The organism is Bifidobacterium sp. ESL0763 (genome assembly GCF_029433395.1).
GTDB lineage: Bacteria > Actinomycetota > Actinomycetes > Actinomycetales > Bifidobacteriaceae > Bifidobacterium.
Map to the genome: position 1 here is coordinate 1 of NZ_JAQTHW010000001.1, position 22,692 is coordinate 22,692.

The following is a 22,692-nucleotide window of genomic DNA, read 5'->3' on the forward strand; positions in this document are numbered from 1 at the left end:
ACCACCCGTTTCCAGGAGCTATTCCGGAACATGGGGCAGGTTGGTCACGCATTACTCTCCCGTTCGCCACTCTCACCGGAGTGCAAGCACTCCGGATCCCGTTCGACTTGCATGTGTTAAGCACGCCGCCAGCGTTCATCCTGAGCCAGAATCGAACCCTCCACAAAAAATGCGAAGAGAACCAAACAAATGACTCTCATAATAATTGACGGAACCATTCCATAAGGGGGAATGGTCCACACTAAAAACCCCGACACGAATTAAGACCCCTCGGCCACCCGGCAAACCGGGCACGCATCGGACTGGCAATCAAAAAAGCTTAAAAAAAGTAGTACAAACACGCTCTTGAGTTCTCAAACCACCACCACACCAACAAGCAATCTCTAACTCTTGGGAGTTGAAGTTGCCGTGTTGAGCAGCAAGATGTAAATATACGCGGCTTTCCGAGTTTGCGCAAATCAAAGGGCGCAAAAGAGCTAGGAACCGTTGCAGTGATGCGGTTCCTTCGGCGTGTTGCCAATGCGCATATTTACTGTGTCCTAATTAGTGTAAACCCAAATAGCTAAAACGCAAAGTTCAGACCACTGAAAATCAGCATTCCATGCCATAAATCGGGCCGAAAACCGCGATGGCTGCCTCCAGCACGAAAGAAGTGCCCATGAATATGAAGAAGGGCGCGCTACCTGCGAAGCACTTAGGAGATAGAACCTTGGCGGAGTCTTGCTGCGCTACGAACGCCCCGCCATCAGACGCCAGGATGCAGGAGCGCAGAAGGACGACGCCAGAGCATGGTGCGCCCGGCGGATAGCCAACCGGGGAGATGCTTGTCGACGACGCAATGGCGGGCGACAGGATTATGACGACTCTTGCTGTATAGGCCAGAAGGCTGTCAGGCATGAAGTACACGGCCCTCACCGCGGAGACAGACCCTTATATAGGGGAAGAAGACGCCCTCGCAGCACCAAGACGCCAGAGGCACCTCGCCTTGGATGCGACCGAGCCGGCCGCCGACAGCGACGACTGCCAAGAACGGCATCACGACGCCGGAGATCACCTGGCCGTCCGTATCGAATATGGCGGCAAGCGCGACGACACGGACACGGCCAAAGACAGACGCACCCGGAAGAAACGGTACCAAGCCACCACACGGAACCGAACCTGCCGGTAATACCGCCAACAACGGGATGGCCGAGGCGACGACACCTTGACCGATCCTTGCCGCGCCACAAGTGTCTTGCTATCAGGCGCCAAGACGCCGGAGCCCCAAGGGCGGCGCCAGAGTATGGCAAGCTCGGCAGATAGCAGATAACCGGCTAAGGAGATGACCTGGCGACGGTACGCAGAACCGGGCCGACGGAACTTCGCACAGCCGCATCCTCTTCAGCGACTTCCTATGCCCTCCCTGTCTCTATATAGGCAGAGTCCTCATATCGATAGGGGCCACCGGAGGCCTGCCCAACCGAACCCCGATTCCACTTCGGACGCAGAAGAAAACGCAAGATGCGACTGCGCGGGCGGGACGGACGTGGTAAGGCTATATATATGACCAAGAAAATCGCAGTACTGACAGGCGCCGGCATCTCGACCTCGGCGGGAATCCCCGACTTCCGCGGGCCGGACGGCGTGTGGACCAAGCACCCGGACCAGATGAGCGTCTATGACATCGACGCGTTCATGGGCGACAAGAAGGCACGCGAATACTCGTGGGCCTGGCAGAAGGCGTCGCCGGTGTGGAACGCGCAGCCGGGCGAGGCGCATAAGGCGCTGGTGAAGCTGGAGAAGGCGGGGCTGCTGACGCTGCTGGCCACGCAGAACTTCGACGCGCTGCACGAGAAAGCCGGCAATTCCAGCGACCTGATCGTCAACCTGCACGGCACCATCGGCACCTCGCACTGCATGAAGTGCCACGCCAAGTACGACACGGCCGACATCATGGACAACCTGGACAACGAGCCGGACCCGCACTGCCACCGCAGGCTGCCGTATAGCGGCAACATGCCCTGCGACGGACTGATCAAGACCGACGTGGTCTACTTCGGCGAGATGCTGCCGGAGGGCGCGATGGAGAAGTCGATGGCGAAGGTGGCCAAGGCGGACGAGTTCTGGGTGATCGGCTCGACGCTCGAGGTCTTCCCGGCCGCGTCGCTGGCACCGACCGCAGTGCAGAGCGGAGTGCCGATGACCATCATGAACATGGGACGCACGCAGTACGACAACATCGCCACCACGCTCATCCACGACGACATCGCCAAGGCGCTGCCGGAACTGGTGGACCGGACCATCGCCGAAGCGCAGGGCGCGTGAGGACGCCGCCTATATATCTGTAGATATCCATAAGACAGCGAAAGCCCCGCCGAACGAATCCGGCGGGGCTTTCGCATACGTGGGTGCGCCCATATGCGGACGCTATAGATGGACGGCCGTCAGTAGATGCGCTTGGGGTTGAGGCCGGCGTCCTTCAGGGCCTTGAGGACACTCTGGATGTGGTCGGGGCCGTTGGTCTCGACGGTGACGCCCAGGGAGACCGAGTCCGTGTAGTGGCCGGAGGCCTTGAACTGGTCGTGGCTCAGCTCGATGACGTTGGCGCGGGCGGCCGCCAGCACCTGCGCGACCTTGACCAGCTGGCCGGGGGTGTCGGGAAGCTCGACCTCGAAGTTCATGATGCGGCCGCGGGCGATCATGCCCTTCTGGATGACGGCGCCGATGGTGACGGTGTCGATGTTGCCGCCCGAGATGATCGGGACGATGACGTGCTTGCCTTTGGCCTTGGCGAAAACCCGCGAGCGCAGGCTCAGGTGCTCCAGCGCCGCCAGGGAGACCGCGCCCGCCGCCTCGACGACGAGCTTGTGCTTCTCCATCATCAGGAGGATCATCTCGTTGATGTCGCGCTCGGAGACGGTGACGAGGTCGTCCAGATACTCGTTGAGGATCGCGAAGGTGAGGTCGCCGGGATGGCCGACCGCGACGCCCTCGGCGGAGGTGACCACCTTGTCGGCGGGGACCACGGAACCGGCGGCGAACGAGTTTTTGAAGGCGGGGGAGCCCTCGGGGATGGCGCCGATGACGCGCACCTCGGGCTTGAAGGTCTTGATCGCGAGCGCCACGCCCGAACCCAGGCCTCCGCCGCCCAACGGCACCACGACATCGGTGACGTTCGGGACGTCCTCGAGGATCTCAAGGCCGATGGTGCCCTGGCCGCAAAGCACCTGGTAGTCGTCGAATGGAGGCACGTAGACCATGCCCTCGCGCTGCGAAAGCCGGGAAGCGTATTCGGCGGCGTCGTCGAACAGGTCGCCGTGCAGCACCACGTTGGCGCCGTAGGACTTCGTCGCGTCGACCTTCAGGGGCGGGGTGATTTCGGGCATGACGATGGTGGCCTTGGCGTGGCGCTCACGGGCGGCGTAGGCCACACCCTGGGCGTGGTTGCCGGCGGAGGCGGTGACGATGCCACGCGCCAGCTCCTCCTCGCTCAGCGAGGCGATCTTGTTGTAGGCGCCGCGGATCTTGAAGGAGCCGGTGACCTGGAGGTTCTCCGGCTTGAGGAGGATCTCGTGGCCGGTGGCCTCGGAGAGGACCGGCGAGGGCATGATGCGCGTGTGCAGCGCGGTGCCCTTCAACCGTTCGGCGGCCTTCTTCAACTCGGCCGCGTGATCGTGCTGCAGTGCCTTGACGACGTCTTCGTGTTCCATACGCGCATTCTAAAGCGGAAGCGGCGGGACACAGGGCGGGTTGTCCAATAATCAGACGTCAACATTCCTGGCATCCCGGAAACCGGTGGCGGCTGCGGGGCCGAAACCGAAACCGGCGCAGCCTACCCGCGGTCGACGGCGACGGCGTCGGACTCGGTGGCGAGGTAGCCCAGCAGACGCAGCATCTCGGCGGGGTCGGCGATGCGGGTGCGGGCCTTGGTGCCGCCGGCGCCGATCTTGATGGTCCACGAGGAGATGTCGGTGCCGATCCGGGCGAGCACGCCGAGGTCGTCGGGACGTGAGGAACGCGGGTGGAAGGTGTTCTGCAGCGAACCGTCGTCGGGAACGGCGGCGAACATCGTCTCGTCGGTGGTGTCGTCGCCGGCCGCGAGGACGAAATCGTAACGGTCGCATTGGGCGAGCGGCACGACGGCCAGACCCTTGCTGATCGAGACGGGGCAGACTTCCACGACCTTCGAGTTCTCCATGGTCATCAGGCCGTATTTGCCGCAGACCTCACGCAGCCTGCGCAGCAGCCGGTCGCGTTCGGCGGCGGCGAGCTTCTGGTCGCAGCGGCGGTAGTGCCAGGCGAGCGTGCTCGACTTGTGCTCGACGAACGACTTGGGCAGGCGCGTCACCGACTCGTCCATGATCGCCTCGATGACCGGACGCCACACGGCCGGATCGGGCAGGTCGGTGGCACGGCGCCAGACACGGCCGGAGGGGCCGGTGACCGACGTGGAATCGGCGGAGCCGGCCTCATGAGAATCTTTGCCGGTATCGCTGACGTCACTGCGCCAGACCCCGTGCTCGGCGATGAGGCCGACGGGCAGGCTGCCGAGCCAGTCCTCCATGGTGTCGCGGTCGCGACCGGAGACGATATAGAGGTCGACGTCGGGCTGGGAGCCAAGCCGGCGCAGCAGGTCGAGCAGGCGGCGCGTGGGCTTGGCGCGGTCGGGCGTGCGCACCAGCGGGGTGAGCGTGCCGTCGTAGTCGAGCAGCAGCAGCTTGCGCCGGGACTTGCCCCACCGGTCGACGAGCTTGTCGCGCTGCAGGCTCTCCAGGCGCCGGTCGGCCAGGGCCGGGTCGCTCACCTGGCGCAACGTGCTCAGGAACTCGGTGGACCACAGGCTCGCGGTGCGGTATTGCAGGCGGGTCTGCATGGTCTTGTTGCGGCGCTTGGCCTCGTCGGTGTCGATGGTGAGCGCCGAATGCAGGGCCTCGCAGACCGCGTCGATGTCGTAGGGGTTGACGATGTAGGCGTCGGTGAGCTCGCGGGCCGCGCCGCACATGTCGGAGAGCACCAGCGCGCCGTCGCGCCCGTCACGGCAGGCCAGGTATTCCTTGGCGACCAGGTTCATGCCGTCGCGCAGGGGAGTGACCAACGCGACGTCGCCGGCCGCGTAGATGCCACAGACGGGCTTGATGGGAAGGGAACGGGTGATGTAGTGGATCGGGGTCCAGGAGAGCAGGGAATACTTGCCGTTGATGTCGCCGACGAGCTGGTCGACCTGCTGCTTGAGGCGGCGGTAGGTCTCGACGTCCTCGCGCGAGGGGGTGGCCAGCAGGTAATAGGTGACGTGGCCGATCCACTCGGGGTAGCGGTCGAGCATCAGGGCGAAGGCGCGCAGCCGCTCAGGCAGGCCCTTGGTGTAGTCGAGCCGGTCGACGGAGATGACATCCTTGTTGGGCATGGCCTTGCCGCTGGCGGAGGCGGATTTGGCGAGCACCTCCTCGGGCAGCTCGTCCTTTTCGAAATCAAGCAGCCGGTCGCCCATGGACCTGGCCTCCAGCGCGGCCTTGGACTCGGCGCTCAGCGAGGTCTTGAGACGGCGGGTGCGTTTGCCGCTCACGGCCTCGATGCCGTTGCGCATGGCCTTGGCGAGGCTCGAATGGGCGGTGCGCCGGTAGAGGTTGTAGTCGATGCCGATGGGGAAGGCGTCGACGGTGACGAAGCGGTTCCCCCCCACGGCGATGCGGCCGTTCTCGCCGACGTCGAGGCCCAGCAGCATACGCAGGACGGCCATGAAGTTCGCGCAGAAATCGACAGTGTGGAAGCCGATCAGGTCGGCGCCCAGCAGTCCGCGCAGCAGGTCGGCGCCGTTGGGCAGCTGGTGGAAGATCTCGGGGCTGGGGAAGGGGATGTGCAGGAACCAGCCGATGCGCAGCTTGGGGAAGCGCGAGCGCAGCATGGCCGGCAGGAGCATGAGATGGTAGTCCTGGATCCACACCGTGTCGTCCGGGCGCAGGATCGAGGCGACGGCGCCGGCGAACTTCTGGTTGACCTCCTGGTAGACCTTCCACGTCTGCGGGTCGAACTTGGCCTCGTGCGCGAAATCGTGGAACAGCGGCCACAACGTGTCGTTGGAATAGCCCGCGTAATAGCCGTCGATCTCGCGCTCGCTCAGGAAGATGGGCACGCAGCGCTGGCGGTCGAACTCGGCGGTGATGGCCTCGACCTCCTCCTTGGTGCGCGTCTGCGGATCGATGCCGCTCCAGCCGACCCAATGGCAGTCGCTGTGGGACTTGTGGTAGGGGCCGATGGCGGTGGCGAGGCCGCCGATGTTCTGCTTGAGCGCGAAGGTGCCGTCGGGCTTGGCGTACAAAGACATGGGAAGCCTGTTGGAAACGATTATCAAACGCGTCATCACGACACCTCACATTTCATCGGCGAAATCTGTTCGGAGGACCCGGATTGACGCAAGTCACCGTAAACCAGGCACATCCCGGGTGGCGCACACTCTGCGAAACCACATCACAACCTGTGCGCCCAATCGAAACAGGTCACACTCAACGTCCTTATTATAAGCTGGTCGTTTTCAATCGCGCAGGCTGTTGCCCGAAAGCGGTAAAAGCGGCGGTACCTGCGCCTCCGAACGGCCGTTTCTCTACCAAGTGGGCACAAAAACCCAGCCCATTTGACAGAGCCGCCACTATCCTTGTGAGAAGCAATCAGACTCATGCCCGGGTCACGGCCGAATCCACGGCCGTCACCGCCGGCCACGACCGGGAACGCATGGGCACACCACCACCCCTAGGAGGACGCATGTGCGGCATCATCGCCTTTTCTGACCGCAAGGTGCTCGATCGCGACCTGACGATCCAATCGATGATGAAGATGATCGCGCACCGAGGGCCGAACGTGAAGGGCAGCGGGTACTACACCAACGACCAGGTGGCCATGGGATTCCGCCGCCTGAGCGTCATCGACCTGAAAAGCGGCAAGCAGCCGATCTTCAACGAGGACGAAACCATTCTCATCACCTTCAACGGCGAGATCTACAACTACCGCGAGCTGCGTGCCGAACTGCTCGAGGCGGGCCACACCTTCCGCACCGAGGCCGACACCGAGGTGCTGCTGCACGGCTACGAGCAGTGGGGCATGGAGGGGCTGCTGGGGCGCATCCGCGGCATGTTCGCGTTCCTGATCTGGGACGACAACAAGAAGGCCATGTTCGGCGCCCGCGACTTCTTCGGCATCAAGCCGCTTTACTACTACCATCAGGACGGCACGTTCATCGTCGGCTCGGAGATCAAGTCGTTCCTGGTGCACCCGAACTTCAGGAAGGAGCTCAACGAGAAGGCCATCAAACCGTTCCTGATGAACCAGTACAACGACCTCAAGGAGACCTTCTTCAAGGGTGTCTACCGCTTCCCGGCCGGCCACTGGTTCGAGTTCAAGGACGACAGGATGGACGTCCATGAGTTCTGGGACGCCGACTACGGCCATGTCGACTACCGGCGCAGCGACGAGGAGACGATCGACGAGATCGACAAGGCCGTCCAGGAATCCGTCGAGGCGCACCGCGTCGCCGACGTGAAGGTGGGCGCGTTCCTCTCCGAGGGCGTCGATTCCAGCTACGTGACCACCATCCTCAAGCCCAACGAGGTCTTCAGCGTCAACTTCGACGAGGGGCCGTTCGACGAGGCGGGCAAGGCGAAGGAACTTGCAGACCATGAGGGGCTGCACTTCAACCAGTACAGCGTGAAGGCCGACGAGGCGTTCGAGGACTTCGCCGAGATGCAGTACCACCTGGACGAGCCCGACGCGAACCCCTCCGTGATCCCGCTGTGGTACCTCTGCCGCCTGGCGCGCAAGAAGGTGACCGTGGTGCTCTCGGGCGAGGGCGCCGACGAGCTCTTCGCCGGGTACATGAACTATGGCGTGCACACCAAGAGCCGCGCCATCTGGAACTTCGCGGCCGACATCCACAAGCTACCCGACGGCATGCGGCGCATCGTGGCCGGCACGGTCAAGAAGATGCCGAATTTCCCCGGACGCACGCAGATCTACACGCAGGCGGCGCATCCACGCGAGTACTACGCCGGGCAGTCCGTCGGCTACGACATGGCGCAGCCGACGATCTTCACCTCCTCGCAGGCCAACGCGGTGCTGCAGCCGGAGTACCGCAACGAGCTGACGGTCAACGGCCTCTACCAGGACGACTTCGACAAGGTGGCTGGCGCCGAGGAGCTCAAGCAGATCCAGTACATCGACCTGAAGCACTTCATGTTCAGCGACATTTTGCAGAAGGCCGACAAGATCTCGATGGCGCATTCGCTCGAGCTGCGCGTGCCTTATCTCGACCGCAAGGTGGCCGAGCTGGCGCAGACCATCCCCTCCTCGAAGCTCTTGAACAGCAACAATTCCAAGGACATCTTCCGCAAGGCCGCCAACCGGCACCTGCCCGAGGAGTGGTCGAAGCGGCCGAAGCTCGGCTTCCCGACCCCGATCAAGGCGTGGCTGCGCGAAGAGAAGTACTGCGCCCAGGTGCGCACCCTGTTCGGCGAGGACTGGGTGGCGCGGTTCTTCGACCAGGAGAAGATCCTGAAGATGCTGGAGGACAATTTCGACGGCAGGATCGACGCACGCCGCCAGATCTGGAACATCTTCACCTTCCTGACCTGGTACAAGCTCTTCTTCGTCGACTTCGACGGCACGCGCGAGCGCTACGAGCACCTGCAACCCGACGTGCAGGAGTTCATGGACAAGGGCGTGCTCGCCTGAGTCCTGCCGGCCGGTTCCTGCCTTTGACGGGTCGTTCCTGCCTCTAACAGACCGATCCTGCCTCCAAACGTACGTTGTTGTGGTTGAGCATGTACGTTTTGGGGCAGGATCGCTACATTTTGGGGCAGGATACCGTCCGGATATGACCGGATATCGACGAAACATGAACGGATATGGCCACATAGGGTGACGTTGCCCCGATAATCCCCCATGCCGCATTATCATGGTTCGCGTAACGAAGACGACGACGCGGCGCGGATGCCGCGACCGAGCAGGCAGCGGAGAAAGGCATGGGCGAGCAGATGGCGGAAACGAAGCACGACGAGCCGGCGGTGGAGCCGGACACCCAGCGCGGCCCGGTGCGGCAGATCGTCATCATGATCGTCGTCGGCCTGGTGGCGGGCGTGTTCTCGGGGCTGTTCGGCATCGGCGGCGGCTCGATCATCGTGCCGACCCTGGTGTGGCTGGGCATGAGCCAGCGCCACGCGGCGGCCACCTCGCTCGCGTCCATCATCCCGCTTTCGATATCGGGCGTCATCTCGTACGCGACCAGCGGCCATGTGGACTGGATCGCGGCGCTGCTGATGATCGTGGGCACCATCATCGGCTCGCAGATCGGCAGCTGGCTGCTCTCGCGCCTGCCCGAGCTCTTCCTGCGCTGGTTCTTCGTCGTCTTCCTCGCGTTCGTGACGGTCTCGCAGCTCGTGTTCGTGCCCTCGCGCGACTCGTCGATCCATATGAGCGCGGCCAAGGGCGTGCTGCTGGTCCTGCTCGGCATCTTCATCGGCATGATGTCGGCGCTGCTGGGCATCGGCGGCGGTGCCATCACCGTGCCCGCCCTCTCGCTGGCGTTCGGGGCCAGCGACCTCATCGCACGCGGCACCTCGTTGCTCGCCATGTTCCCCAGCTCCATCACCGGCACCATCGCGAACTGGAAGCGCGGCCTGGTGCACCTGAAGAACGGCCTCATCGTCGGCATCGCCGCCGCCGTGGCCACGCCGTTGGGCACGCTCATCGCCTCGGGCATCCCGGCGCGGATCGGGGCCTACCTGCTGGCCGCCTACCTCTTCGTCATCATGCTGCGCTCGGCATGGACGGCGCTCAAGATCACGCCCGGCGTCGGGCCGAAGCTCGCTCGGAAGTAGAAGCAGAACCGTTCGGCACTCTCACGTATCCCACGCCAGTCAGCGGCGGGATGCGAAGAAACCGGTGAGGAGCCGGGTGCATTCGGGCTCGCGCACGCCGCCGAAGACCTCGGGTTTGGCGCCGATATGCGGATCGCGCGGGATGTCCCACACCGACCCGCAGGCCCCCAGCTTGGCGTCCCACGAGCCGAAAACGATGCGGCCGACATGTGCCTGCAGGGCAGCGCCCGCGCACATCGGGCACGGCTCGAGCGTGACCACCAGCGTGCAATCGGCGAGATTCCAGCCCTTGTGCGCGTTTGGGCGGGCGAGGGACGAGGCGGCGCCGCGCATGGCCTCGACCTCGGCGTGCGCCAACGGGTCGCCGCCAACCTCGCGGCGGTTGCGGCCGCGGCCGATCACGTTGCCGTCGGCGGCGAGCACCACCGCGCCCACCGGCACCTCGCCGGCTTCGGCGGCCTCGCCGGCCAGTCGCAGGGCCTCGCCCATCGCGTCCTCGAAATCCGTGGTCCCCAATGTCATGGTTCCCAGTGTAGGGAAGCGTGGAGAGGAGCGGCGGCGCGGCCGCCGGAACGCTCGGGGCGTAACGAATCGGAAGCGAAATAATCGTCAGGTATAGTGAAAAACAGAGATGTGCATATGCACGGATAATGACGGCCGGCGGCTTGGCGCGCAAGGTATGCGCCGGTGTCAGAATGGATAAACAACCGCGTCCGGACAGTGATAGACAGGGGAGCACGGCCGGGCCGTACCTGAACCCACGGGGCGCGGGAAGCGACATCGCCGGCGGGCAGCGGGCGAACAACCGGAAAGGCATTGGTAGTCTGTGGAAATCTTCGAGCTGATTCTCTGCATCCTCGGAGCCGTCGTGCTCTCATCGTTCATCAGCCGGTTCATTCCACGAATATCCACGCCGCTGGTCCAGATCGCACTGGGCGTGGCGGTGACCTACCTGCCCTCCTTCCCCGACGTGAAGCTCAACCCGGCGCTCTTCATGGTGATGTTCATCGCGCCGCTGCTCTACCTCGAGGCCCACGAGATCGACAAGCCGACCCTCTACCGGACGCTGAAATACTCGCTTCCCATGGCCATCGGGCTGGCCCTGGGCACGATGGTGATCATCGGCTTCGCCCTGCACGCCGCCCGTCCCGACATCCCCCTGGCTGCGGCGTTCGCGCTCGGCGCCGCGCTCGGACCGACCGACGCCGTGGCGGTCTCCTCCCTTTCCAGCGAGGCGACGTTCAGCAAGGAGCAGAAGGGCATCCTGCAGGGCGAGTCGCTCTTCAACGACGCTTCGGGCGTCATCGGCTTCCAGTTCGCCATCCTCGCGGCGGTGACCGGCAGCTTCTCCATGGCCACGGCCACCAAGGAGTTCGTCGTCTCCTTCGTCGGCGGCGTCGTCATCGGCCTGCTCGCGGGCGTGCTCGCCAACTGGATCTTCGGCATGGCGCGCCGGCTCGGCTGGGAGACGATGACCACGCGCATCTTGATGGAACTCTTCCTGCCGTTCCTCGTCTACCTCGCCGCCGACGACCTCATCCACGTCTCGGGCATCCTGGCGGTGGTCGCCTTCGGCCTCATCGTCCACTTCGACCACACCGGCATCAGCCCGAACGCCGCCCGCACCAACATCGTCTCGAGCAGCGTGTGGTCGGTGCTCTCCTTCAGCCTCAACGGCACCGTCTTCATCCTGCTGGGCATGCAGCTGCCCGGGGCCATGCGCGCCAGCTGGGACAACCACCTGGTGAGCAACGGCGTGCTGCTCTCGATCATCCTGCTGGTCTCGCTGATCGCCATCATCGTGCGCTTCCTGTGGGTCTGGCTCATCGCCGCGCCCAAACGCGACCCGGACGGCAACCGCTTCCGCCGCAAGCCACGCTCGCTGCGCGACGCCGCGGTGATGACCTTCGGCGGGGCCAAGGGCACCATCACCCTCTCCCTGATGTTCACCATCCCCTACAACGTGGAGACCGGCGAGGCGTTCCCGATGCGCAACGAGCTGATCTTCGTGGCCTCGGGGGTCATCATCGTCACCCTGCTGCTGGCCAACTTCATGCTGCCGCTGCTCGCGCCGAGCACGGATTCCGAGGAGACGGACTCGAAGCTCAAGGCCATCAGCATCGAGGTGCTGCGCCGGACGGTGGAGGAGCTCAGCGGGCGCGTCACCGACGAGAACCGCCGCGTGCTGCTGCCGATCATCGACTCCTACAACGGCCGCATCACCCGCCTGCGCCAACGCATGGGCTCGATCGACAACGCCAAGCTGGAGGCGCTGCAGATCGAGGCGCTGCACTGGGAGAAGGACTACGTCAAGGAACGCCTGAGCGACCTCAGGGCCGACGAGACGATGGACAAGCACGTCAAGGAGCTGCAGATCGAGGCGTGCGAGCGCATGCTCGACCAGATCATGGACACCCTGCGCCACACCAGCGACAAGAAGAACAACTATCCGGCGGTCTCGCAGATTCGCGGGCGCGCGCACCGGCTGCGCCGCCGCATCGTCACGCTGGGCAGGCGCGCCGACAACAAGATCCGCCGCAGCGCGCCCATCCTCAACGACAACGAGGTCTACTACTACACGCGCTCCATGCAGATCGACGCCATCAACTACGTCATCGACAAGCTCTACGAGGCGATGCGCGAGAACGTGCACCCCATCGAATACTGCTCGCTGCTCATCCTCGACTACCGGCGGATGCTGGCCGAGCTGCGCAGCCGGAAGGGCCTGGGACGCAACGCGGGCACCCTCGCGCAGATCGACGAGGTGAAACACGAGAGCTTCGCCATCGAGCTCGGGGTGATCCAGGACATGCTCGAGGACGGCGACATCACGCGCAGCCAGGCGAAGTATCTGCGGAGGAATGTGTATGTGATGCAGGTCGATGCCGAGGCTGAATTATAGCCGAATTAAACTGGTTAACCTTATTAATTCAACTTGCATCCTTCGCACGCTTGGCGCGTGCTCACCTCGCCTACGAAGAGTCCACAGGACTCTTCGCTTAACGGCTCAGCAGGTTGACGCCGAGGCTGAATTATAAACGAATCTGGCCGTCAAAGTGATACTCGACATTTCGCGCTCGAATATCGCGCTCCCATCGCCTATAGAGAGCCCACTGGGCTCTCTGCTTAACGGCTCAGCGATCAGCAGGTCGACGCTGAGGCGGAGCTGTAGTGGGATCCGGGTAGTTGGTTATTCGATGCCGGAGGAGATGTTGTTGAGGACCAGCCACTGGCGCACGTCGGTGAACTCCTCGAGGCTCACGGCATGGTCGAGGGTGTGGTAGTCCTTGGCGGTGAGCCAGGTGTGCTCCTCAAGCCAGGCGCAGGCCGCGTTGAGCTCGTACTTCGGCAGCACCGAATCGCGGTCGCCGTAACCATAGAACACCGGCGTCTCCAGCGAGGCCAGCTCGTCGTCGGCGGGGGCGGTGCCGGCCACCCTGGCCTGCGCGACGAAGCCGGAAAGCGCGATGACGGCGCGATACCGCTTCGGATTGATGCGCAGCAGATGGATCGCGAGCGCGGCGCCCTGCGAGAACCCGATCGGCACCACGTCGCGGCCGGACTCGATATGCGCGCTGACCCATTGGTCGACGGCGGTGGCGGCGGCGAACAGGTCGCGGTCGCGGTCGTCGCCGGCGGGCACGCCCTGGTGGAACCAGCTGAACGCGCCGGAGCCGGAGCCGAACTCGCCCGGCCCCTCCTCCTGCAGCACCAGCGGCGCGCGCAGGGAGGCGAAATCGTTGTAGGGGGCGACGAAGCGCATCATGTCGGCAAGGTCGGTCTCGTTGGAGCCCCAGCCGTGCAGGCACAGGAACATCGGGCGGGACGGCCTGGTCTTGCCGCCGCCCTGCGAGTACTGGACGTGGCCGACCGACATGGGCTCGCCGAAGCGCCCTGGGATCTCGGGGGATTGGCGGCCGACCAGCCCGTCGCCGTCGTCGTTCTTCGTTTCATTCGCAACTTCGCTCATGCCTCAATGATAGGTGGCGTGCCCAACAGTCACACGGGGAAGAAACGCGGGAACCGGGAGGCGCCGGAACGATGGTGGATATCGGAATGATGACGGAACCCTGTCGGAATGATGCCGAAAAGAGAAAACCCCGGTGCGCGAACACCGGGGCGAGAAAAGAGAGAAGAAGAAAGGTTCAGTTATCGAAATCCTGTCGCCAGGCTCTCGGCCAGTTGTTGCTGACATCTATTATGTAAGTCCCCGATGCTTGGCGAAACAACCAAATAGTCTGGGAATTCGCTGAAATCGATACTTTCCAGCCGTTTATTCACAGTTCCCACACCGCTCTGGGGCAAGTCCCATTTCATCACAACACCGGATTCACGACGACAAAGCAGCTGAACCAGCCTCTGTTTCCGTTGCGATTCCAACGAAACCAAGCCATCGCCACGCCATGGTAGGACCTCCGCACCGCCACCACTCACGTTCCCCGCCCATTTCGCCGCCATCGCGTCAATCCGCGCAAGACTTGGCAAACGACTACACTGAGAGCAGAACCACAATGCAACGCAGGGGGAATCACATGCTGCTCTCCGATCACGACATACTCGCCGCCCAGGCCGACGGCCATATCTCGCTTGACCCGTGGACGCCCGAGATGGTGCAGCCCGCCTCGATCGACGTGCGGCTCGACCGCTATTTCCGCCTGTTCAACAACCACGCCTATACCTACGTGGACCCGGCCGAGAACCAAGGCGACCTGACCGAGCAGTTCGAGGTGGGCCCGGACGAGCCGTGGATCATGCATCCCGGCGAGTTCGCGCTGGCCTCCACCTGGGAGTATGTCAAGCTCGACGGCACCACCGCCGCGCGCCTCGAGGGCAAGAGCTCGCTGGGCCGCCTCGGCATCCTCACCCACTCCACCGCAGGCTTCATCGACCCGGGCTTCGAGGGGCACATCACGCTGGAGCTTTCGAATGTGAGCACGCTGCCGGTCAAGCTCTGGCCGGGCATGAAGATCGGGCAGATGTGCTTCTTCCAGCTGAGCTCGCCGGCCGAGCACCCCTACGGCTCCGACGGTGTGGGCTCGCACTACCAGGGCCAGCGCGGTCCCACCCCCTCGCGCTCGTACGAGAACTTCTACCGCGCCGAGATCACTGACTGAGGCCCACGCCGCCGACCACGTTGGTGCAGAGATAATCACACTTTTAAGGCAACTTTCGTGATTACCCCTGCATGTTCAGCCAGATTACAGAGATAATCACACTTTTGAGGCAATTTATGTGATTATCTCTGCATCCATCGTGAAGTTGCGAGGAAAATCAGCTCCCCGCCAAGATTAGCCTGATTTTGCTCGCAGCTTGCGTCTGACGACGGCATTGGGTCGGGGTGCTGGGACAATGGGGGGCATGACTAACAAGAAGGGCCCAAGCAAAGGTTCGGGCGGGAAACATCGCAACGCGCTGAGAGGCCACGGGCCGACGCCCAAGGCCGAGGACCGCGTCTACCACAAGGCATATCGCGCCAAGAAACGCAACGAGAAGCGCCAGTTCGCCGATCCACGGCTGGCCGCGCGCCGTCGTGCCGCGAAGTACACCTCGGATTCCGACGATCTGGTGGTGGGGCGCAACTCGGTGCTCGAGGCGCTGCGCGTGGGTGTGCCCAGCACGCAGCTCTACATCGCCAACCGCATCGAGCACGACGACCGCACCCGCGAGATCATCAAGCTCGCCGGCATGCAGGGGCTCAACCTGCTCGAGGCCGACCGGCTGGAGATGGACCGCATCGCGCATTCGCGCAACCACCAGGGCATCATCCTCAAGGTGAGCCCCTACCAGTATTCCTCGCTCGTCCAGCTCGCCGACCGGGCCGAGAAGAAGTCGCACGCGATGGAGGAGGCGGACTCGCAGGGCGCGCGCATCGCCGCGAGGCCGCTGTTCATCGCGCTCGACGGCGTCACCGATCCGCAGAACCTCGGCGCGGTCATCCGTTCCGCTGCGGCGTTCGGCGCCAACGGCGTCATCCTGCCCGAGCGCCGTTCCGCCTCGGTGAACGCGGCGGCGTGGAAGGTCTCGGCCGGCGCCGCGGCGCATCTGCCGGTGGCGCGCGTGGTCAACCTGACCAAGGCCATCGAGGCGCTCAAGGAGCGCGGCTACTACGTGGTCGGCCTCGACGGCGGCGGCGACGCGATGGTGGGCGAGTCCGGCTTCGAGACCGACCCGCTCGTGGTGGTGCTCGGCTCCGAGGGCAAGGGCCTGAGCCGGCTGGTGCGCGAGTCCTGCGATTCGATCGCGGGCATCCCCATCAGCAGCACCGTGGAATCGCTCAACGCCTCGGTGGCGGCGGGCATCAGCCTCTACGCCGTCGCCCACGCGCGCCAGGTGGCCGCGGCCAAGGCCGAGAGCCAGGCCGAGGGCAAGTAGCGGGCAACCTCAGCCAGCATCTCTATGGAATCCGCCGACGACCTCACCGCCGTCGGCGGATTTTTTCATATTCATCATTCATCGGCACGGTCGCGGCCATCGCCATCATCAGCGTCACCGTCATCGCTGCCATCACCGTCACCGCCCGCATAGCCCTCGGCGATCACACCGGCATCCGCGTCGCCGTTGATCTCGGCGATGGCCTCGGAGTCGAGGCTGTAGCGCGGCAGGATCCGCTTGATATAGTCGTTCGCAGCCAAGGCGGTGGGCACGTCGTGACCGGCCTTTTCGGCCAGGTACCAACGGTTCTCGAGCACCTCGTGGAAGAACTGCGCCGGCTCGATCTCATCGCGGTATTCGCCCGGCAGCAGGCGTACGGTGGGCTCGAAGACCTCGCGCATCCAATCGGTGGCGACGATCTCGAGGTCCTCGCCGTCGCGCCATGTGGAGGTGCGGTAGGCGTCCAGGTCGTTCAAGAGGCGCCGGGCCTGGTTCTCCTGGACGTCGAGGCCCGTGAGCCGCAGCAGCTTGCGCGAGGCGTAGCCGGCGTCGACCACGCGCGGCCGCACCAGGACCCGCTGTCCGTCGTCGACGGTCTCGACCTCGAGCTCGTCGACGTCGAAGCCCAAATCGTTGAGCCGGTTGACGCGCTTCTCGATCTTCCACATCTCGTCGGGGCTGAAATCCTCCTCGCCGGTCAGCGCGCTCCACAGCGAGTCGTAGCGTTCGAGCAGCCGGTCGCCCACCCCCACCTCGTCGACGTCGTCGGGCAGCAGCTTGCCGTCACGCAGGTCCATCAGCTCGCCGATGATGTTGGTGCGGGCCAGATCCATGTCGTAACCGCGCTGGCCGGCCGTCAGCGAGGCGTGCAGGGCGCCGGTCTCGGCGTCGACCAGGCACGCGGAGAAGGCGTCGGCGTCGCGCAGGAAGAGCACGTTGGAAAGCGAGACGTCGCCCCAATAGAAGCCGGCGAGATGCAGCCTCACCATCAGCACGGCGAGCGCATCGATGAGCCGGTCGGTGGTGCCGGCGCGCAGGTTGCCGGCGAAGAGCGCGCGATAGGGCAGCGAGAACGTGAGACGGCGGGTGACCAGGATCGATTCCAGCGGCCTGCCCTCGCGCGTGTGCCGCCCGGTGACCACCGCGACCGGCTCGACGGTGGGCAGCTGCAGCTTGCGCAGCCCGCGCAGCAGCTCGTATTCGCGGCTGGCCGCATCGCTGGCGATCTCCTTCATCGCGTATATCTCGCCGCCCACGCGCACGAAGCGCACGACGTGGCGGGAGATGCCGCGCGGCAGGTTCGCCAGCAGGTCCTTGGGCCAGCTGGCCAGCGGCTTTTCCCATGGCAGGGTGAACATCCTGGGGTTGGAGCTGGTCGCCGTGATCTTGAGCGCCCTCGGTTCGGCCCGCGAAGCGCCGTCGGAGCGCGCCGAGACGGACGTCGCCTTCAGCGCCCTCGGGTCCAGCAGCCCACGCAAGTCCATGGTCAATCGTCCGTTCAGTTCAGTCGCAGTTCGGTGGCGGGGGAGAAGAAGTGAGCCTTGGCCGCATCGATCGCGACCCGGACGGTCGCGCCGACCTTCGGCAGGCCCTCCGGCCCCACACGCACCGTAGTCAGCCGGTTCTGATCGGACACCCTGACGGGTCGGCCGCCTGCTGAGGCATCGCCCGCTTCTCCGACGATGTCGCCGTAGACGTAGCCGTCGCTGCCCAGGTCCTCCACGTTGACGACCTTCATCGAGAAGGCTTCGGACTCCCCGGCACCGACGAGCCTCGCGTCCTCCGGGCGGAACCCGACGGTGACCCTGCCCCCATCGTCCGCGGTGAGCCTACCGGCCACGCCCTCGGGCAGCGCGACGTCGCAGCCGCCGACCCTCGCCTTGCCGTCGGCCACCGGGTAGGTGCCGAGGTTCATCGACGGCGAGCCGATGAAGCCCGCCACGAAGACGTTCTGCGGCCTGTCGTAGAGCTCGGTGGGCGTGCCGACCTGCTGGAGCGTGCCCCGGCGGATGACGGCGATGCGGTCGCCCATCGTCAGGGCCTCGGTCTGGTCGTGGGTGACGTACAGGGTGGTGACACCGAGCTCGCGCTGCAGGGCCGCGATCTGGGTGCGGGTCTGCACGCGCAGTTTCGCGTCGAGGTTGGAAAGCGGCTCGTCCATCAGGAAGACCTGCGGCTTGCGCACGATGGCCCGGCCCATGGCCACGCGCTGGCGCTGGCCGCCGGAAAGCGCCTTGGGCTTGCGGTCGAGGTATTCGGTGAGGTCGAGGATCTTCGCGGCCTCCTCGACGCGCTGGCGGATCTCGTCCTTGGGCACGCCGGCGATCTTGAGGGCGAAGCCCATGTTGTCGGCCACGGTCATGTGCGGGTAGAGCGCGTAGTTCTGGAAGACCATGGCGATGTCGCGGTCGCGCGGCTGCATGGTGGTGACGTCGGTGCTGCCGATGAAAATGCGGCCTTGGTCGACGTCCTCGAGGCCGGCGAGCATGCGCAGCGTCGTGGACTTGCCGCAGCCGGAGGGGCCGACGAGCACGAGGAACTCACCGTCTTCGACCTCGAGGCTCAGATCCGAGACCGTGGGCTCGTCGCTGCCGGGGTAGATGCGGGTGACATGGTCGAACACGACTTTTGCCATAACACGTTCCTTTCATCGACTGGCGCGCGGCGAACGCCCGGAATCGAGACGACAATCCATCCGCTTCGCCCGGAGACCGGCTGTGGTTGGGGCGCCTGCGGTTTCGTCCGGCATCGGGCCCTGCATAGCGCCCGGCGCGCCAAGTCGCCTCACACCATGTAGTCTAGCGAATCCTCGGGAATGCCGCACGGGCCCGCGGCAGCGGCGGGCGGACCCATCGGAAGGCCACCACACCGGGCCACGACGCGGCACGGCCAGCCAAAGCGAATCAGCGTGCGAAGGGATGGCGGCTGGCGAAACGGGCACGCATCACGGCCGTGGCGGCGAGCACCATCAGGCAGATGCCCAGCAGCGCCGCGAGCAGCACCAGCATTCGCGGCAACCCGCCGGTCAGGGGGAGGCTGGAACCCGTGCGATGCCAGATGGCATACAGGGTGACGTCGGTTTCCGTGGCGTTGCCGTTTTGGTCGAAGTAGGCGTCGGCGTCGGCCCACAGGTCGTTGGCCGCGCTGTGTTTCGGTCGCTTGTCGTCCTTGCCCGCCGACCCGGCGGCCGAATCCCTGTTCCATCCGAGGAAGTTGAACCCGGCGGGCCTCATGTCATTGCCTTGTTCGGGCAGCGCGATCAGCCCGTTCTTCTCGTCGTAGTCGATCAGCGCCCTGAGCTCGCCGGGCGGGGTGCCGGAGCCGTTGTGGGCCGGGTTCGCGTCGAAGGTCGTCTTGAGCCAGGGCAACGTGCCGTCCAGATCGGCTGGATCGGAGACGGTGCTGCCAACGTTCAGGCGCACGATCAGATGATGTGCGGAACCGATGGGGAACTTGGCGACGAAGGTCTCGCGCGGGTAGGAGATCTTCCAGCTCTGCACACCCTTGCCGTGCAGCTGGACGTACATGTTGTCGGTGCCGGACGTCTCCTCGCTGTGCTCGGGGAAGCCGTATTTGGAAATCAGCTTGATCGGAGTGTCCTTGACCTCGAAATGCTGGTCACGACGATAGATCCAGATGTCGTAGAGGCCGGGACCGTTCTTGAAATCGCTGTCGGAAGTGGTCCATTCCTGGTCTTCGACACGCGACCCCACATCGAAATGGCCACCGATCCTGAATCCATTGCGTTTGTCCGTGATGCCCATGCTGTGCAATTTGCCGTCGTTGCCGTTCTCGGTGAGCATCTCGATGTTCGAGCAGAGCGGATTGTCCGGATTGCTGGTCTCGCCATAGTTGGGGAAATTCGGGAACGGCGAATCGGCCGGGCAGACCAAGGCCTGCACCCAGGTGCCCTGGGTCCCGGTGGTGAGGCTGTCGGCCGTGCCGGTGATGGCGATCCTGCCGCGGTCGGTGGGGTCCACCTTCATCTTGTCGACCCTGACGCCCGAATCGTTCTCGCAGGCGTTCGAGCCGCCCTCGCTGGTCATGCACACGGAGATGACACCATCGGAATCGTTGCCAGTGTCCACCTTGCCGGTCACGTCCACCGTGTCGGTGGAGCGATGGTAGTGGATCTCCATATCGTAGGGCTTGGGAGGGTCGCCCCATATCGCGTAAAGGTTGAGGACGGCGCCATGGCCGGAAGGCGAGGCGGTGCCACCGGTGGATTGGATCGACTGTTTGCCCGTCGCGTAGATATTGCCGGATGACGACCCGGCCTTCGGGTCGGTGCTCCAGCCGAGCAGGATCTTCCTGGCGACCGCGGGCATGGCGGACGCGCCGGGCAGGGTGAGCGTGGAACTGCCGCTGTCGCCGTCGACGAATCCGTAGAGGGGCGATAGGGACGCGGCGGGCCCTCCGTTGGCGCTATTGCTGTCGAGATTGACCTGCACCCATGGCAGCACATCTGATTTTCTGGTCACCTCCGAGGTGGCGACCGTGGTGTGATAGCCGCCGCCGAGCGTCAGGAGCGCGGAAAGATAGTAGGACGTGTCGCGGGGGTACCAGCCGATGAAATCCGTCGCCGAGAAGGTGACGCTCCATGGCTGGCTTCCCGCGCCCTGGACCCTCACTTCCTGGGCCCTGGAGGTGATGGGGCCGGAACGCGTCGAGACGGCTCCGGACGAGAATTGCGTCGTGGCGGCCGAAGACGGGGCGTGGGAAGCGGGCTTCGCACTCGCTTGGGGACCCGAATCCGACAGGGCCTGCGGGGCGGTGTATTGGTAGCCGTGGGCCACGCGTTGCGGCGTGCTGATGACTTCCCAGTTGCGGCTGCGCGTGAACATCCAGACATCGTAGGAGCCGGAGCCGTTCTTGAAATCGCTGGCGATGGTCGTATACGTATGGTCGTTGGTGTTGTAGCGCCCGCCGATGGAGAAGCCGTCCGCGTTGGTGCCGAAGCCGCCGCTGCCGCCGTTGGTCAGTATCTCGATGTTCGAGCATTTGGCGTTGTCGGGATTGCCGGCATTGAATTTCGGGAACGGGGTGTCGACCGGGCAGACCAGCGCGCCCGCCCAGGTCAGATCGCCGGCGCTGAGCCGGTTGGCGGTGGCCGTGACGGCGAGCTTGCCGGAATCGCTCGGGTCGGGGAAGACCGCACTCACCCGGATGCCGCTGGGCTTGCAGGAGGTGGAGCCTGCCGCGACGTCGGCGCAGACGGTCACGGTGCCGTAATGGTCGTCGAGGTCGTCGGCGTTGCCGGAGACGGTCACGGTGTCGCTGGCGTGGTGGTAGGCGGCCTTGACGTCGGTGGGCGCGGGCGTGGTGCGCCAGACGGCGTACAGCGTGAGCGCGTTGCCCGTCAGCGTCGAAGGATCGTACTGGTGGCTGCCCGGGTCGTAGGCGGTATCCGCCGTGGTGGCGGAGGCGCTCGCGGACCATCCGCGGAACGACTGGTCCGCGCTGGCGGGCGTCATGCCCGTGGACTCGGGAATCTCAACGAGGCACATGCCGTATCCGTCGATGCGGCCGGTGACGCTGGCCGGCGCGCCCGTCGCGCCCTTGCCGTCGAACGAGAGCGTCAGGCACACGTCGCCCTGGGCCTGGGCGGAGACGCCGGCTTTTGGATCGGTGGAAACGTGTGGTGCCGCCGGTTGCTGGCTGGCCGTGGTCGCGGAGGTGGCGGACGGAAGGGAAGGCGCCGAAGGCATGGAATCCACAGGCCGCGCGGCCGATCGCGTACCAATCCGGGCGGCGAACGACGTGGAAGAGGAAGAGACGGCTGAGGCACTCGGAGAGGACTGGGCCCGCGCGGATGGCAAGGCACTGGCAGGGACCGTGGCCAACAACGTCGAACCCGCACACACCACCGACGCCAACACACGCCAGAACCCGTTACCCACAGCACACGCCCCCTATCAAACTCAGGCAACTGCGCGAGAGGCGATGCGGCATAGGCGTTGCTGGCGTCGTGACCTTCGCGTCCCCCGGCGCGAAGAATGATTGCGCATCCACATGCTCACACACAGTGACAATATTACGTATTATAGAGCAAACGTTCTACCTGAAAGGTAATGCGACGACCGTCGCGCTCCGCAATTTGGCATACGGCATTCGCTTTGTTGCCAAACGGGGTTCCCTCTTCAAGCAATTTGGTGTAAGCTACGCTACATTAGTAACAACGTTTGTCTGCATGTACATCAAAGGGCCATCAACCGCACAAATAACCCGACACTCGAAACAAAAAATGCAACAAATTGCTCATACGTATGATGTAATGATGCAAAACGCGCAACAAAAGACCATTTTTATCTACCCACAAAAACCTTCACAATTCCCATACTTATCGAAAATGGATAGACGATTATCCCTATTTTCTTGCCGTTCCGATAACGAAACGGAATTTCAGGGGTGCTAAAAAATCATTATCGATAATTCATCGCGCCGGAATATACCTCTCTGGGCTGAAAAAATTACCCGC

Annotated in this window: 13 protein-coding genes and 1 rRNA gene; 6 read left to right on the top strand and 8 right to left on the bottom strand. The window is 64.3% G+C overall.

Annotation, left to right across the window (positions count from 1 at the left end):
* Positions 1-167: ribosomal RNA gene (locus PT282_RS00005) — 16S ribosomal RNA — on the bottom strand; the annotation flags it as partial.
* A gap of 1,375 nt (positions 168-1,542) precedes the next feature.
* Between PT282_RS00005 and PT282_RS00010 the strand changes: the two genes are divergently transcribed.
* A complete protein-coding gene (locus PT282_RS00010) occupies positions 1,543-2,304 on the top strand; it encodes a Sir2 family NAD-dependent protein deacetylase (protein WP_277167515.1) in 762 nt (253 codons plus the stop codon).
* Positions 2,305-2,423: 119 nt separating this feature from the next.
* Here PT282_RS00010 and ilvA read toward each other — a convergent pair whose 3' ends face one another.
* The gene (gene ilvA / locus PT282_RS00015; protein ID WP_277167516.1) at positions 2,424-3,689 is read right to left on the bottom strand and encodes a threonine ammonia-lyase; all 1,266 of its coding nucleotides are present in this window, start codon (positions 3,687-3,689) and stop codon (positions 2,424-2,426) included.
* Positions 3,690-3,811: 122 nt separating this feature from the next.
* On the bottom strand, positions 3,812-6,337 hold the full coding sequence (locus PT282_RS00020) for a bifunctional alpha,alpha-trehalose-phosphate synthase (UDP-forming)/trehalose-phosphatase (RefSeq protein ID WP_277167517.1): 2,526 nt from the start codon (positions 6,335-6,337) through the stop codon (positions 3,812-3,814).
* Positions 6,338-6,630: 293 nt separating this feature from the next.
* Between PT282_RS00020 and asnB the strand changes: the two genes are divergently transcribed.
* Positions 6,631-8,697 carry an asparagine synthase (glutamine-hydrolyzing) gene (asnB, locus tag PT282_RS00025; protein ID WP_277167518.1) on the top strand — a complete coding sequence of 689 codons (2,067 nt, stop codon included), beginning with the start codon at positions 6,631-6,633 and terminating at the stop codon, positions 8,695-8,697.
* A 302-nt stretch (positions 8,698-8,999) separates the two neighbouring features.
* Complete coding sequence (locus tag PT282_RS00030) at positions 9,000-9,842, top strand: sulfite exporter TauE/SafE family protein (RefSeq protein ID WP_277167519.1); 843 nt, start codon at positions 9,000-9,002, stop codon at positions 9,840-9,842.
* A gap of 39 nt (positions 9,843-9,881) precedes the next feature.
* Here PT282_RS00030 and PT282_RS00035 read toward each other — a convergent pair whose 3' ends face one another.
* Positions 9,882-10,364: a nucleoside deaminase gene (locus PT282_RS00035; protein WP_277167521.1), complete on the bottom strand. Its 483-nt coding sequence runs from the start codon at positions 10,362-10,364 to the stop codon at positions 9,882-9,884.
* A gap of 304 nt (positions 10,365-10,668) precedes the next feature.
* Between PT282_RS00035 and PT282_RS00040 the strand changes: the two genes are divergently transcribed.
* Positions 10,669-12,744 (top strand): sodium:proton antiporter, encoded by a 2,076-nt coding sequence (locus tag PT282_RS00040; RefSeq protein WP_277167522.1) that lies wholly within the window; start codon positions 10,669-10,671, stop codon positions 12,742-12,744.
* 288 nt (positions 12,745-13,032) lie between these two features.
* Here the strand turns inward: PT282_RS00040 and PT282_RS00045 are convergent, their stop codons facing one another.
* Positions 13,033-13,812 carry an alpha/beta hydrolase gene (locus tag PT282_RS00045; RefSeq protein WP_277167524.1) on the bottom strand — a complete coding sequence of 260 codons (780 nt, stop codon included), beginning with the start codon at positions 13,810-13,812 and terminating at the stop codon, positions 13,033-13,035.
* A 562-nt stretch (positions 13,813-14,374) separates the two neighbouring features.
* On the opposite strand from PT282_RS00045, the gene dcd reads away from it, so the two are divergent.
* Entirely contained in the window at positions 14,375-14,956 is a 582-nt protein-coding gene (gene dcd, locus PT282_RS00050; protein WP_277167526.1) for a dCTP deaminase, read from the top strand.
* 244 nt (positions 14,957-15,200) lie between these two features.
* Positions 15,201-16,214, top strand: a complete 1,014-nt coding sequence (rlmB, locus tag PT282_RS00055) for a 23S rRNA (guanosine(2251)-2'-O)-methyltransferase RlmB (protein ID WP_277167527.1) — start codon at positions 15,201-15,203, stop codon at positions 16,212-16,214.
* A gap of 74 nt (positions 16,215-16,288) precedes the next feature.
* On the opposite strand, the gene PT282_RS00060 is transcribed toward rlmB, so the two are convergent.
* From PT282_RS00060 to PT282_RS00070, 3 genes are all read right to left on the bottom strand, one after another.
* Positions 16,289-17,698 (bottom strand): DUF4032 domain-containing protein, encoded by a 1,410-nt coding sequence (locus PT282_RS00060; RefSeq protein WP_308201359.1) that lies wholly within the window; start codon positions 17,696-17,698, stop codon positions 16,289-16,291.
* A gap of 14 nt (positions 17,699-17,712) precedes the next feature.
* Positions 17,713-18,849 (bottom strand): ABC transporter ATP-binding protein, encoded by a 1,137-nt coding sequence (locus PT282_RS00065; protein ID WP_277167529.1) that lies wholly within the window; start codon positions 18,847-18,849, stop codon positions 17,713-17,715.
* Positions 18,850-19,117: 268 nt separating this feature from the next.
* Complete coding sequence (locus PT282_RS00070; protein WP_277167530.1) at positions 19,118-21,922, bottom strand: hypothetical protein; 2,805 nt, start codon at positions 21,920-21,922, stop codon at positions 19,118-19,120.
* Positions 21,923-22,692: the final 770 nt, after the last annotated feature.

Bases quoted from the DNA above. Each gene is read 5' to 3' on its own strand.
- PT282_RS00010 (WP_277167515.1), top strand. From the start codon at position 1,543: ATGACCAAGAAAATCGCAGTACTGACAGGCGCCGGCATCTCGACCTCG.
- ilvA (WP_277167516.1), bottom strand. From the start codon at position 3,689: ATGGAACACGAAGACGTCGTCAAGGCACTGCAGCACGATCACGCGGCC.
- PT282_RS00020 (WP_277167517.1), bottom strand. From the start codon at position 6,337: ATGACGCGTTTGATAATCGTTTCCAACAGGCTTCCCATGTCTTTGTAC.
- PT282_RS00030 (WP_277167519.1), top strand. From the start codon at position 9,000: ATGGCGGAAACGAAGCACGACGAGCCGGCGGTGGAGCCGGACACCCAG.
- PT282_RS00035 (WP_277167521.1), bottom strand. From the start codon at position 10,364: ATGACATTGGGGACCACGGATTTCGAGGACGCGATGGGCGAGGCCCTG.
- PT282_RS00045 (WP_277167524.1), bottom strand. From the start codon at position 13,812: ATGAGCGAAGTTGCGAATGAAACGAAGAACGACGACGGCGACGGGCTG.
- dcd (WP_277167526.1), top strand. From the start codon at position 14,375: ATGCTGCTCTCCGATCACGACATACTCGCCGCCCAGGCCGACGGCCAT.
- rlmB (WP_277167527.1), top strand. From the start codon at position 15,201: ATGACTAACAAGAAGGGCCCAAGCAAAGGTTCGGGCGGGAAACATCGC.
- PT282_RS00060 (WP_308201359.1), bottom strand. From the start codon at position 17,698: ATGGACTTGCGTGGGCTGCTGGACCCGAGGGCGCTGAAGGCGACGTCC.
- PT282_RS00065 (WP_277167529.1), bottom strand. From the start codon at position 18,849: ATGGCAAAAGTCGTGTTCGACCATGTCACCCGCATCTACCCCGGCAGC.
- PT282_RS00070 (WP_277167530.1), bottom strand. From the start codon at position 21,922: ATGCCTTCGGCGCCTTCCCTTCCGTCCGCCACCTCCGCGACCACGGCC.